The 12,922-nt window shown below is 67.9% G+C and carries 13 protein-coding genes and 1 tRNA gene; 8 read left to right on the forward strand and 6 right to left on the reverse strand.

Annotation, left to right across the window (positions count from 1 at the left end; translation table 11 throughout):
• Positions 1–298: 298 nt before the first annotated feature.
• On the forward strand, positions 299–2,584 hold the full coding sequence (locus IM697_RS42900; RefSeq protein ID WP_194042852.1) for a transglycosylase domain-containing protein: 2,286 nt from the start codon (positions 299–301) through the stop codon (positions 2,582–2,584).
• Between the two features lie 184 nt (positions 2,585–2,768).
• On the opposite strand, the gene IM697_RS42905 is transcribed toward IM697_RS42900, so the two are convergent.
• A complete protein-coding gene (locus IM697_RS42905; protein ID WP_194042854.1) occupies positions 2,769–3,233 on the reverse strand; it encodes a GatB/YqeY domain-containing protein in 465 nt (154 codons plus the stop codon).
• Positions 3,234–3,374: 141 nt separating this feature from the next.
• Here IM697_RS42905 and IM697_RS42910 point away from each other — a divergent pair, with 141 nt between their 5' ends.
• The 5 genes from IM697_RS42910 to IM697_RS42930 all read left to right on the forward strand — a co-directional run bounded on the left by IM697_RS42910 (position 3,375) and on the right by IM697_RS42930 (position 7,221).
• Positions 3,375–4,301, forward strand: coding sequence for a metallophosphoesterase (locus IM697_RS42910; protein ID WP_194042856.1), 927 nt, complete (start codon positions 3,375–3,377; stop codon positions 4,299–4,301).
• Between the two features lie 168 nt (positions 4,302–4,469).
• On the forward strand, positions 4,470–5,279 hold the full coding sequence (locus tag IM697_RS42915; protein WP_194042858.1) for a Pr6Pr family membrane protein: 810 nt from the start codon (positions 4,470–4,472) through the stop codon (positions 5,277–5,279).
• A gap of 33 nt (positions 5,280–5,312) precedes the next feature.
• Positions 5,313–5,386 (forward strand) — tRNA-Pro (locus IM697_RS42920).
• A gap of 242 nt (positions 5,387–5,628) precedes the next feature.
• On the forward strand, positions 5,629–6,309 hold the full coding sequence (locus IM697_RS42925; RefSeq protein WP_194042860.1) for a DUF488 family protein, N3 subclade: 681 nt from the start codon (positions 5,629–5,631) through the stop codon (positions 6,307–6,309).
• A gap of 120 nt (positions 6,310–6,429) precedes the next feature.
• Positions 6,430–7,221 carry a hypothetical protein gene (locus tag IM697_RS42930; protein WP_194042862.1) on the forward strand — a complete coding sequence of 264 codons (792 nt, stop codon included), beginning with the start codon at positions 6,430–6,432 and terminating at the stop codon, positions 7,219–7,221.
• 18 nt (positions 7,222–7,239) lie between these two features.
• Here the strand turns inward: IM697_RS42930 and IM697_RS42935 are convergent, their stop codons facing one another.
• The 5 genes from IM697_RS42935 to IM697_RS42950 all read right to left on the reverse strand — a co-directional run bounded on the left by IM697_RS42935 (position 7,240) and on the right by IM697_RS42950 (position 10,766).
• On the reverse strand, positions 7,240–8,052 hold the full coding sequence (locus IM697_RS42935) for a DUF3644 domain-containing protein (RefSeq protein ID WP_228044403.1): 813 nt from the start codon (positions 8,050–8,052) through the stop codon (positions 7,240–7,242).
• Between the two features lie 14 nt (positions 8,053–8,066).
• Complete coding sequence (locus IM697_RS45315; RefSeq protein ID WP_228044404.1) at positions 8,067–8,357, reverse strand: DUF3644 domain-containing protein; 291 nt, start codon at positions 8,355–8,357, stop codon at positions 8,067–8,069.
• A gap of 142 nt (positions 8,358–8,499) precedes the next feature.
• Positions 8,500–10,023: a LacI family DNA-binding transcriptional regulator gene (locus tag IM697_RS42940; protein WP_194042864.1), complete on the reverse strand. Its 1,524-nt coding sequence runs from the start codon at positions 10,021–10,023 to the stop codon at positions 8,500–8,502.
• A 38-nt stretch (positions 10,024–10,061) separates the two neighbouring features.
• Entirely contained in the window at positions 10,062–10,451 is a 390-nt protein-coding gene (locus IM697_RS42945; RefSeq protein ID WP_407699588.1) for a helix-turn-helix domain-containing protein, read from the reverse strand.
• Positions 10,452–10,508: 57 nt separating this feature from the next.
• Complete coding sequence (locus tag IM697_RS42950; RefSeq protein ID WP_194042866.1) at positions 10,509–10,766, reverse strand: helix-turn-helix domain-containing protein; 258 nt, start codon at positions 10,764–10,766, stop codon at positions 10,509–10,511.
• Positions 10,767–11,273: 507 nt separating this feature from the next.
• Between IM697_RS42950 and IM697_RS42955 the strand changes: the two genes are divergently transcribed.
• On the forward strand, positions 11,274–12,215 hold the full coding sequence (locus IM697_RS42955; RefSeq protein ID WP_194042868.1) for a hypothetical protein: 942 nt from the start codon (positions 11,274–11,276) through the stop codon (positions 12,213–12,215).
• Positions 12,212–12,910 carry an ATP-binding protein gene (locus tag IM697_RS42960; protein WP_194050123.1) on the forward strand — a complete coding sequence of 233 codons (699 nt, stop codon included), beginning with the start codon at positions 12,212–12,214 and terminating at the stop codon, positions 12,908–12,910. The genes IM697_RS42955 and IM697_RS42960 overlap by 4 nt, the downstream gene beginning before the upstream one ends.
• Positions 12,911–12,922 lie beyond the last annotated feature (12 nt).

Consider the following 12,922-nt stretch of genomic DNA (forward strand, 5'->3'; position numbering starts at 1 on the left):
CAACGGACGCCGGATGACACACAAGGCGGATTCGGACACGTCCCCACCAAAAAAGTGGGCCATCGCCAGAACGATTCGGGGTCGCCGGACGTATTGATACGTGACCGCGCTGCTGTGACAGTTGAGAGCAGCTTAGGCCAACGCCTGTACGCCTGTCCGGCGAATGGGAAGGCAGACGGCTGACTTTGCCGTGCCATGACTCACGGCACCCCCGCGCATGGCCTGTCTCACATCGCCGTGCCGGGCTCGCACACGATCGGCCCTCGGTTCGCTCATGTCTACGGTTTAGGCTTCCCCCATGCCAAAGAACCGCTCGGGCAGTGGTCTGTCGCCGACGCAGCAGGCCGCCAAGTTCCTCGGTGTCAGTGTGCTCGCGGGAGCCGTGCTGGCCGGTATCGCGCTGCCCGCCGTCGGCGCGCTGGGGCTCGCGGCCAAGGGGTCCGTCGAGAGCTTCGACGAGCTCCCGGCCAACCTCAAGACACCTCCGCTGAGCCAGCGCACCACGATCCTGGACGCCGAGGGCGGCACGATCGCCACGGTCTACTCGCGCGACCGTACGGTGGTCGACCTCAAGGACATCTCGCCGTACATGCAGCAGGCGATCGTCGCGATCGAGGACGCCCGCTTCTACCAGCACGGCGCGGTCGACCTGAAGGGCGTCCTGCGCGCCCTCAACCGCAACGCCCAGAGCGGCGGCGTCAGCGAGGGCGCGTCCACGCTGACACAGCAGTACGTCAAGAACGTCTTCGTCGAGGAGGCCGGCGACGACGCGACGAAGGTCCAGCAGGCCACCCAGCAGACCCTCGGCCGCAAGATCAAGGAGCTGAAGTACGCGATCCAGGTGGAGGAGGAGCTCGGCAAGAAGAAGATCCTCGAGAACTACCTGAACATCACGTTCTTCGGCCAGCAGGCGTACGGCGTCGAGGCCGCGGCCCGGCGCTACTTCTCCAAGTCCGCCAAGGACCTCAAGCTGCAGGAAGCCGCGCTGCTCGCCGGCATCGTCCAGTCGCCCAGCCGCTACGACCCGGTCAACGACGAGGCCGAGGCCACCAAGCGGCGCAACGTCGTGCTGCAGCGCATGGCCGACCTCGGTGACGTCTCCCAGGCGGAGGCGGACCAGGCCAAGAAGACGCCGCTGGGCCTGAAGGTCAGCAAGCCCAAGAACGGCTGCATCACCGCCGTCAAGGGTGCCGGCTTCTTCTGCAAGTACGTCGAGAAGGTGTTCCTCGCCGACCCGGTCTTCGGCAAGAACCGCGAGGCCCGCGCCAAGACCTGGAACCAGGGCGGCCTGACCATCACCACGACCCTCGACCCGAAGTCGCAGAAGTCGGTCCAGGCCTCGCTCAAGGACCACGTCAACCAGGACGACAAGGTCGCCGCCGCGGCCACCCTCGTCGAGCCCGGCACCGGCAAGATCCTCGGCATGGGCCAGTCGAAGCCGTACGGCTTCGGCAAGAACGAGACCGAGTACAACTACTCGGTCGACGCGAAGTACGGCGGCTCCAACTTCGGCTTCCCGACCGGTTCGACGTTCAAGCCGTTCGTCGCGGCGGCCGCGCTGGAGGAGGGCCGGCCGCCGACGCAGGAGTACTCATCGCCGTACGAGATGCCGTACCCGAGCCCGGTCCAGACCTGCGACAGCACGCCGTGGACCAACCGCAACAACGAGAAGCTGGAGAACGAGAGCGAGTCGGAGCGCGGCCCCTACCGCCTGAAGAAGGCGATGGAGCTGTCGGTGAACACCTACTTCGTGCAGATGGTCGCCGACATCGGCCTGTGCCCGGTGGTCAACGTCACCGACAAGCTCCACGTCCGCCAGGGCAACGGCGACAAGCTCCCGGAGACGCCCGCCGTCACCCTCGGCTCGGTCGGCCTCTCCCCGCTGACGATGGCGAGCGCGTACGCCGCCTTCGCCTCCCGCGGCATGTACTGCACGCCGATCGCCATCGAGTCGATCTCGCAGAAGGTCGGCGGCCAGCAGAAGTCCCTGGAGGTGCCGAAGTCGACCTGCTCGCGCGCGATGTCCGAGCAGACCGCGGACACCGTCAACAGCCTGCTGCAGGGCGTGGTCGACTCCGGCACGGGCCGGGAGGCCGGCCTCTCCGACCGCGACAGCGCCGGCAAGACCGGTACGACGGACGAGCGCCGCAACGCCTGGTTCGTCGGCTACACGCCGAACCTCTCGGGCGCCGTCTGGGTCGGCAGCGCCACCCAGAAGGTCAAGATGCGCAACATCTACATCGGCGGCCAGTACCACGACCTGGTCTACGGCGGCCGGGTGCCGGGCCCGATCTGGCGCGACGCCATGGTCGGCGCCCTGGAGGGCAAGCCCGTCGAACAGTTCAACACCATCCGCATCCCCGACGACGAGGACCGCGACGAGGGCCGCGAGGACGACGACGAGGGTGACGACGACGGCAACAACGGCGACGACAACGTCATCGGCGGCCTGATCGGCGGCGGCGACAACGGCGGGGGCAACGGCGGATCGGACGGCGGCACGTTCCCGACCCCGACGTTCTCGATCCCGGAGGGCTGGTGGCAGGGCCAGACGAACGGGAACGGCAACGGGGGACGCGACTAGGGGTTCCGCACGGCGGCGACGGCCCCTGTCCCTTGTGATTGAAGGGACAGGGGCCGTCGCCGTCGTCGCTGTCGTCGTATTGCCGTCGTCGTATTGCCGTCGTCGTATTGCCGTCGCTGTGTGTCGCCGTCGACGTATACGACCGGTTGGGTGCGGTTACGACGGTCCAGGCGAGCGGGGTCCGTCAGCCCGCCAGCAGCTTCTTCACCGCCGCGGCCACCCGGCCGCCCTCGGCCTGCCCCGCCACCTTCGGGTTCACGATCTTCATTACGGCGCCCATGGCCCGCGGACCCTCGGCGCCGGCTGCCTTGGCCTCCTCGACGGCCTGGGCCACGATCCGGTTCAGCTCGTCGTCGCTGAGCTGCTTCGGCAGGTACGCGGCGAGTACCTCGCCCTCCGCCTTCTCCCGCTCGGCCTGCTCGGCACGACCACCCTGCGCGAAGGCCTCGGCGGCCTCACGGCGCTTCTTCGCCTCGCGGGTGATCACCTTCTGGACCTCGTCGTCGGAGAGCTCGCGCTTCTCCTTGCCCGCGACCTCCTCCTTGGTGATCGCGGCGAGCGTCAGCCGGAGCGTCGAGGAGCGGAGCTCGTCGCGCTCCTTGATCGCGGCGTTGAGGTCTTCCTGCAGCTTCGACTTGAGCGTGGTCATGGGGCCGATTGTCGCAGGTGTGGAGGGCGGAACGCCCGTTGATTTCAAGGGGGTGCGTGAGGGGTGGCGGATGTCGGAGGGCGGGCGCATCCGCCAGGCACCCCGGAACGGGACGCTCCACCGGTCTGACACGATGGTCGTATGCGCGCGCGATACGGAGTACCCCTGGGAATCACGGCGGTTGGCGCCGCCGGTCTGCTGTATTCGGCGGGTTTCGAGGCCCGTTCCTTCCGCCTGCGACGGGTGACGGTCCCCGCCCTGCCCGCCGGCATGCGCCCCCTCCGCGTCCTCCAGGTCTCCGACATCCACATGGTCGGCGGCCAGCGCAAGAAGCAGCGCTGGCTGCGCTCACTGGCGGGCCTGCGCCCCGACTTCGTGATCAACACGGGCGACAACCTGTCGGACCCCGAGGGTGTGCCGGAGGTGCTGGACGCGCTGGGCCCGCTGATGGAGTTCCCCGGCGCGTACGTCTTCGGCTCGAACGACTACTACGGCCCCAAGCCGCGCAACCCCGCCCGCTACCTGCTGGAAAGGGCCCAGGGCCGCCACGGCCTCAACGGCAACCCGCCGGTGGTCGGCGCGATCCACAATCCGTGGGAGGACCTGCGGGACGGTTTCGACTCGGCCGGCTGGCTGAACCTGACGAACACGCGGGGGACGCTGAAGGTGGAGGGCGTCTCGGTGGAGCTCACCGGCCTGGACGACCCGCACATCAAGAGGGACCGCTACGAGCAGGTGTCCGGCGGCCCCTCGGGCGCCGCGGACTTCTCGATGGGCGTGGTCCACGCGCCGTACCTGCGCGTCCTGGACGCGTACACGGCCGACGACTACCCCCTGATCCTGGCCGGCCACACCCACGGCGGCCAGATCTGCATCCCCTTCTACGGCGCCCTGGTCACCAACTGCGACCTGGACGCGGACCGGGTGAAGGGCCTGTCCACGCACACGTCGGAGGGCCGTACGTCGTACCTCCACGTCTCGGCAGGCTGCGGAGCGAACCGCTACACCCCGTTCCGCTTCGCTTGCCCGCCGGAGGCGACGTTGTTGACGTTGGTGGGTCGGGAGTAGGGGACCGCGAGTGGTGGCGGGTATGGCAGGGGGTGTCTGAACACCCCCTGCCACTACCTCTGGCGCTCCGCCAGCCACGCCTTCCACAACCGGACCCAATAACGCGATACATAACCCACACAGACCACCCATATCGCCCATTTCGCCCACGCTGCTTAGCGTGAGGCCATGACCGCCCCGATACCCAGGGACATCCCGGACCTCCCCGCGATACCGGGTATTCCCGCGCTGATGCCCTCGCACGTCCCCGCCACGGCGGTGATACCCCCCACCCCTCGCCGCCCGACCGCCATGTTCCGCCTGCTGGTAGCCCTGTGCGCGGCCGGGGCGGTAGCCATCGAACTGGCCCTCGGCAGCCCCTTGCGCACCCTGAGCCACTTCACGATCCAGAGCAACGCCCTGCTGGCCCTGGTCTTCATCGCCGCGGCCCGCCGCGCCTGGACGGCCCGTCGGCCACTCCCCACCTCGCTGACAGGCGCGACACTCCTCTACGCCCTGGTCACAGGCCTCGTCTACCACGTGTTCCTGGCCAACGAGACGAGCCCCTTCGCCCTCCCCGGCGTCCTCACGGGCGAGGCCACCGACCCGACCGGCTGGCACGCGCTCACCCACCAGGTCCTGCACACGGTGACGCCGATCGCCGCCCTGCTGGACTGGCTGCTCCTCACGTCCCCCGGCGGCCTGCACCTGCGCCAGGCGGCGACATGGCTCCTCTACCCCCTCACCTACCTGGCCTTCACCCTCACCCGAGGCGAACTCCTCGCCCCCGACACGCCGGCCCGCTACCTCTACCCATTCCTCGACGTGGCCCGGCACGGCTACAAGAGCGTCCTGGCCAACGCCCTCCTCATCGGCCTCGGCATCTACGCCCTGGCCATCCTCCTCGTGATCCTCGACCACACCCGCCCGAACCTGCTCCGCCGCCCCCTGCGCCACCACGCAAAAACCGGATTTCGTCTCCAGCCACCAGTGGGCTAAAGTAAACGTCGTCGCCGCGACAAGCAGCGACATCGGGGTGTAGCGCAGCTTGGCAGCGCGCTTCGTTCGGGACGAAGAGGTCGTGGGTTCAAATCCCGCCACCCCGACAGAGAAACACCAGGTCAGGGGCCTGATCCACCAAGTGGATCAGGCCCCTGACGGGTTTCTGGAGATCGTTTGGGAGAAATCTGGGAGAAGATCTTGGTCGGGTTCTCCCAGGGGGTGGCTGGTGACGCCGTCTGAAGTGCGGCGGCCGAGGGCACTCGGACCTGCGCGTTCGCGAATCCAGCCCGCAGTCGGCCGGGAACACCATGCCCGCCCGCCTCAACCGCCCTTAGGATCACGACACATGGCAAGCCATCACTCAGCGCGTCACCACAACCACGCCCGAGCCCTCGCCCATCGCGTGCGAGCGTTGCGGGAGGGCCGAGGGTGGTCGCGGGAGCGGCTCGCCAAGGAAGCCGGCATCGCCGTAGGGACGCTGGCCCGTCTGGAGAGCGAGGGAGCGATCCAGCCAGGTTTCTTCACCGTCGGCGCGGTCGCCGAGGCTCTTGAGATCTCCCTGGATGAGCTCTTCCGGGAGACCAAGGTGACTCCGGGCCTCTGGTCCGCTGGGTACGAGGGACGGGACATCGACTCGTTCGTCGCCTCTCTCCTCGACAGCCGTATCGATGTCGTGGCGGACGTACGGCTCACGCCGATCAGCCGCAAAAAGGGCTTCAGCAAAACCCGGCTGGGGCAAGCGCTCGCGGAGGCCGGTATCGAGTACACGCACCTGCGTGGCCTGGGAAATCCCAAGGACAACCGGGCGCCGTTCTGGGACGGCCGTCTCGACGTCGGCCGGGCTCGCTTCCGTGGTGTGCTGCGATCCGATGAGGCTCAGTCCGACCTCGATCGCCTTGCCGAGCAAGCTCGGCAGTCGCGGGTCGCAGTCCTGTGCTTCGAGAAGGACGAAAGCCGCTGCCACCGGCAGGTCGTCCTGGAGACGGTCCGCGAACGGGCCGCCGTGCCCGTAATTCCCTTGGCCTGACTTCACCCCTCGCCCCTGCACGCGCTCTTGCCGGTAGCGCATGCCTCTCCTCCAATCGGATTCGGGAGATCAGTGGAGGGGGCAACCATGGGATCGCGGACTCGGCAGCGTGCAAGGATCATGATCACGGTCAAGACGTATCCGGAGCTGTCCAGCAAGTACCGCGAGACCAGTTGTGTGGCTGGCATACGCCTGGACCAGGGCGAGCCACAGCACGTACGCCTCTTCCCGGTGCCCTTCCGGCTTCTGAGCGAGGAAGCCCAGTTCTCCAAGTACTCGATCATCGAGGTCGACGTCGAGCCGCACCGTCCGGAGCGGGACTCACGTCCGGAGAGTCTCCGGCCCGACCTCGACACCCTGAAGATCGTGGGTGAGGTGCCGTCCGACGGCGGCTGGAAGAAGCGGTACCAGTATGTCGAGCCGCTGGTCGCCCCGTCGCTCTGCGCCATCAAGCGGGATCAGGAGAAGCGGGGAACTTCTCTCGGGGTCTTCCGCCCCGCCGAGATCACCCGCTTCCGGCTGGAGCCCGCCGAGCCCTGGTCCGTGTCCAAAGCTGCGCTGGCCGACCAGCTCGACCTCTTCGAGCAGGAGCTGAACCCACTGGAGTGGGTGCCGCTCGACCTCCGCTACAACTTCCGTTGCGCCGACGACAACTGCCCGACTCACGACATGGGGCTGAAGGACTGGGAGGCCGGCCAGTCGTACCGCAAGTTCCTGCGCAAGTACGGCGAGCGCAGGGTCCGTGATGCGCTGCGCGAGACCTGGTACGACCGGATGTGCGCTCCGCACCGGGCCGTCCACTTCTTTGTAGGCAACATCGCGGCCCATCCCAAGACGTTCATGCTGCTGGCCGTGTTCTACCCGGAGCGGAAGGTCGTCGAGTACGTGCAGGACAGTCTGTTCGGTGAGTGACACGCTCCTGACGGAGGTTCAGGCAGACTTGCTGTGCTGCTGCGCGTCGCTCGCTTCCGGCGATCCCGGCTGCTTCGGAAACGGGGTCACCGTCTTCAGGCGGGGATCCTTACCGAAGAACGCCCGGTACTTCTCGACGGTGCCGATCTCCCTGATGATCTTCTTCACCCAGGCAGGCGTGTAGAGGTACGTCCCGAATGCCTCGCTGTAGATGCAGTACTTCGCGTTCGTGGCGCGGGGGTCGGGAGCTCCGGTGGCAGGTCTGACCCCAAAGTGTCGCCACATCATCGCGTGCTCGTGACTGGCGCTGAATTCGAAAGGCACCTGGTCTTCCACGAGACGAGCCACCTGTCCCGGTAGCAGCTTGTTTTTGTCGGCCACTTCGACGTGCTTGACCTTCTCGATCACCGTGCCGAGGCGCCCGGCCTCGACCATGGTCCTGCGCTCGTCCTCGCTCAGCTCGTCGAGCTTGACGAAGTTGATCGCCAGGTCGGCGTCCGACTTCGAGCCGATGATGGGCACGAGCCGCACGCGGTAGTCGTATCGGAGATCGTCGAGCACCGCGGGATCGATGGCGGCCTCGAACCTCGCCACCAGGTCGCGGGTGTGCTTCGGCAGCTTCTTCGCCGCCTCCTGGAGCTGCTCACGCCCTTCAGCGGTGAGAGCCTGAAGCGACATCGGAAATCGGAGACGATCGGCAAGGCTGTACTCGGGGCCGAAGTGGGCGACTATCTCCTGCTCGTAATTCATGACGAGCGCCTGGGCCCTGCCACCTGTGGCGATCTTCAAGTTGTGCTCGTAGCGGTGCTCCACCTTGTTGCGGAGCGCCACGAAGAGCTCCCCGTTCAAGCGCACGGGATCCTGGCTGTCGGGGAAGCGCGCTCCCTCAAGCAACGGTCCAGGTCCCAAGCCTTGGGCTCGCCGTCGATCAACTGGTGCTGCCCGGTCTTGGGGTCCCTGTAGTGATAGTCGATCTTCGCCTTGTGGAACTCGGCATGGAGCAGGTAGTGCCACGCCCTGTGCATGTGCGTGAGGAAGTCGCTGTAGTTACCAGTCGAGCAATTCCACTCGTCCACTGCTTTGAGGGCGTGCCGCTGCGACTCCATGAGGATGTGGCGCCAGCGAGCGTATGCCATGTCGTGCGTCCTTCTCGTCCATAAGACAGGGTCACACCAGCGGCCACATCAGGACAAGCAGAATTCCCCACGACGATTCAGAAACAGCACGTGTAACGGCGCTACCTCCCTCCCTCCGCCGTGTGGATCACGCCCCACCCCCTCATGCGACCGTCACGAAATCACGTGCCCGTAGGAGCCGGTCCAGGACCTCGACCGACGACCGCGGATGCATCCTGCGACGGGCGTCGAGCGATTCCTCCCATTGCTCGGTCAAACTGGCCATGAGGCGCTTGCGCATGCCAGGTGTCACGTGGGAGTAGCGCGCCGAGACCGAGCCGTCGATGTGCCCCATGCGCTCGTCCATGAGGACCTTCTCCGTGCCGAGGTCCTCCATGTGGGTGCGGTGGGAGTGGCGCAGGCCATGGGGTGTGAGACCCGCCGCGATGGGGAGCCAGCAGGAGTCGGCGCGGTCCTGGGCGTTGCGGCCACGGACCGGTATGCCGGGCCACGGGTCGCCGAGCAGGGGGACGGGGCGAGCCTCCTGGGGTGCCTTCTTCGGGTACCAGCCGGAGGTGGCCGGGGTGAACAGCCACGTGGCGAAGCTGTTGCGGCGCCAGTGGGCGGCGTTCTCCGTCGGTGTGGCGCCGCCACGTACGAAGTTCAGCTCGGCGATGGCGAGTCCCACTCGGACACGGGTCTCCTCACGGACGCGCTCCGGGTGGTTGAGTACGTTGGAGACCGTGCCCGTGGACACTCCCGCGCGACGGGCCACGTCGACGAGCTTGGCGCCCTGATGTCCGCCGGTGCGGGCGGTGCCCTGGCCTCGGAAGACATACCTCTTGCCGTGGCAGGGGCAAGGCGTGGGCTTCGTACGGGCCACGTGGTCGGCGACCAGGGCCGACAGCCAGTCCATCGCGTCGATGGTGCGGTAGCTGTCGTCCTTGGGCGGGCAGCGGACCAGCTCGCCCGAGTCCAGCTCGTAGAGCTGGTGTTCCACGCGTACGGCGCCGGGCCGGGCGAACTCGGTCTCCAGGCCGACGATTTCGCCCCATCGCATCCCCGTATAGCCCTTGAGGATCACGCCGACGAACTCGTCGTCGCGGCCGGACAGCAGGGACGCACGCTCGGCGATGAGCAGCAGGCCGAGCGGGTCGGTGATGACCTTCTCGGGGCCGCGGTCGCGGGAGCGGCCTGCGCGTTTGCCGCGCCCGCGCCGCTTGGTGGCGGGATTGGAGGCGATGAGGCCCTCGTCCACCGCGTCTTCCAGGATGAGGTGGAGGGTCGAGCGCCAGGTCTTGACGCTGGATGCCGCGTAGACGGCCTTCTCCCGCTTCTCCCAGGTGTCGACGTCCGTGCGGAGGATGCCGGCGAGCGCCTTGTCCTCGAAGTCGGGGAGCAGGTGCTCCTCAATGTGGCGGCGGTAGTTCTGCATGGTGGAGGCAGCCAGGTCCTGCGCGTCGTACCAGCGGCTGGCGTATTCACCGAACGTCTCCAGTCCGGCCGCCGGATCGCGCCACGTGCCGTGCCGGACCTTGGCCTCTTCCTCGTCCGCGGCCTGTTTCGCCTCACGCTTGGTGGCGAACTTGACCACCGTGCCCGTCGGGTCTACGACGGTTCCGTATTTGCCCTCGCTGACCTTGTATCTGCCGCGCCAGTAGCTGCCGCGCTTCTCGCCGAAGCCCACGCCTCGCGTTCCTCCTTTCTGTCGGTGTCGGGTGCGGGCTAGGCGGCGGTGCCGTACTGGGACCTGCGGGGCGGTCGGGCCCGGAGCCGTGGGGCGGAGGAGGCGGAGGGTCGGGCCTGCGGAGTCGCACGCGACGGCGTCGTCGACTCGGGTGGGTTGGCGGGTGGCAGTATCCGCTGGGCTCTCTGCGGCGCCGGTGCTTCGTGGATGCGGATGATCTCGGCGAGATGATCAGCGGTGAAGCGGTAGGCGCGGCCGACCCGCGTGTGCGGTATCAGGCGCCGGCGCGCGCGGTCCTTGACCCACCAGGCCGAGCAGCCGAGCGTCTCGGCGATCTCCTCGGGGCGGTAGAGGCGGGGCAGGGCGGCTTCGCCATCCGTTCGGTGAGGGAGGCGTGCGAGGGCAGGGGGTATCGCGGGGTGGGGCAAGTGGGGTGAGTCCTTACTCGGGGTGGATGCTCGATCAGCGACGCTGGGCGGCCTGCCTCACGGAGCGCTCGGTCCTCGCAGCAGCACGAGGGGCGAGACGGCAAGGGCATCGGCAATGGCGGCGAGGTCGTCGATGTCGCAGCGCCGCTGGGCACGTTCGATTCGGGACAGCATCGTGTTGGACATCGGACGGCCGAGGGCCGTGACGCGGTCTGCCAACTGGCGCTGAGCGAGACCGCGTTGGGTGCGGAGGGTTTCGATGGTGCGGGCCGCCCGTATACCTGCCGGGCCGATTTCCAATGAGCGTGCTGCCATGGCTCCATTTGTAGCGTCCATTCGCCGGTTTGGTTAACCGGCGATCGTGGTCTATGTTGCGCTCCGCAGTTCGACGCGAAGCGGTTTAACGGAGGTCGGGAAGTACCGGAAACCGGCACATCAATCGACACTCCGAGGATGCTCTGACGTGGGGTGTTGTGTTGTAGCTTCCCCGTCGGCGGTACGTCAACAGCTTCCCGATGTGATCCTTCTGGCTTCATCTGACGGGGCATTATTTCGGCAACCGGCGATCGTGCCCTACAGTTTTGGGACCGCCCTCCACCGCTTTCTTTTTCGGCAGCCTTTCTGCCGTCAGAGATTGCGCGGGATTGGGCTGGACTTGCGCGACCCGGGTGTGGCTATGTTGACGACACCCCCGGAAAGCGCGAGCGGCCATCAGCGCGCCCCGCGCCGCCGGCCAACTCCCCCACCCCCTGATGCCCTTACCGCCCATCGACGGTGAGCCGTGGGCTCCTGCCCGCCTGCACCGAGTGAGGAACCGCCCTCTTGGCCCGAATCCGCACCATCAAGCCCGAAGCCTTCGTCTCCGAGTCCCTGGCCGCGGTCTCTCTGACCGCCGAGCGCACTTTCATCGGCCTGCTCACCCAGGTCGACGACCGGGGCCGTCACCGCGACCACGCCGCGATCATCGCCGGACAGCTGTGGGTCCTGCGCCCCGAACACGGGCCCTCGGACGTCGAGACGGACCTCGCCCAGCTCGCCGACGCCGGGCTGATCTGCCGTTACACGGGGCCGGACGACAAGCGCTACCTGCACATCGTCACCTGGCACCAGCACCAGAAGATCAACCGGCCCAGCAAGAGCCGCCTCCCCACCTGCTCCCACCACGACGCCACCGTCGGCACCGCGCCAGGCGTCGCCGCGCTGGCTGCGGGGGCTGGCATCACGGATCCCTCACCGTTCCCTCACGAAACCCTCCGTGAAGGCTCCGGAGAAGTACGCAAGCCCGCGCTGAATCCCGGCGCAGATGGAGAATTTGCAGGTCAGAGCCGTTTCACGGAGCCCTCCGTGAGGGAGCGCGGAGGACTCCGTGAGGCGGCAGTGACGCCTCACGGTACGGATCTAGGACCTAGGACCATGGATCTAGGAGATACCCCTTCGGGGGGCGCGAGCGCCCCCGCGCCCGACACCGTCTCGGCTCAGCAGCTCATTCGCGAATACGTCGCCGGGTGCAACCACCGCCCGCCGAGCGACTTCCTGGGCCACCTCAGCCGGGTGGTGAGCAAGCTGCTCGACGAGGGCATCGCCCCCGCCCACATCCGAGCCGGACTCGAACGCCACCGCGCCAAGGGCCTGCACCCCAGCACCCTGCCGAGCCTCGTCCACGAGGCCATGAACGCGACCCCCACGATGCCGACGACGCCGGTTGTCCACAGGGCGTGGACGAACCCGACCGATGTCGAAGCCGCCTTCGGAGGTGACCTCTGACCGCCACCCTCACCCGCGAGCCCCACCGGGTCGGCGCGATTGCCGACCGGCTCGACGGCATCCTGGCCGGCCGCGGCATCGACCCCGCCACCGTCGCCGCCGAGGAGCCGCAGGCCGAGCCCGTCACCGCGCTGGAGCTCGCCGACGCCCGGATCCCCGCCCGCTACCGCCGTGCCCTGGCCGACTACCCGCAGGTCATCGCCTGGGCCGACGAGATCGCCCGCGCTGGACGCCCCGGCCCCGGTGGACCCGGCATCGCCGAAGGCCCGTCGCTCCTGATCGCCGGCCCCACCGGCACCGGCAAGACCTACCAGGCATACGGCGCCATCCGGACCCTCCTCGGCCGTGGCGTCCGCCTGCGCTGGGAAGCGACCACCAGCGCTGACCTGCACGCGCGCCTGCGTCCTCGTGCTGGTCACGACTCCGAACGGGACCTGCAGACGCTCGTCCGCTGCCCACTGCTGCTCCTGGACGACCTCGGCGCGGCCAAGACCAGCGAATGGACCGAGGAGCTCACCTACCGGCTGATCAACCACCGGTACGAGCACATGCTTCCCACCCTCATCACCACCAACCTCCCCACCGCCGAGCTACGCACCGCACTCGGCGACCGCGTCGCCTCCCGCCTCGCCGAGATGACCGAACGCGTCGTCCTCACCGGCCCCGACCGACGCCGTACCGCGCCCGCCGCCTGACGGCAGCCCACG

Origin of the sequence: Streptomyces ferrugineus, from assembly GCF_015160855.1 — a bacterium.
GTDB lineage: Bacteria > Actinomycetota > Actinomycetes > Streptomycetales > Streptomycetaceae > Streptomyces > Streptomyces ferrugineus.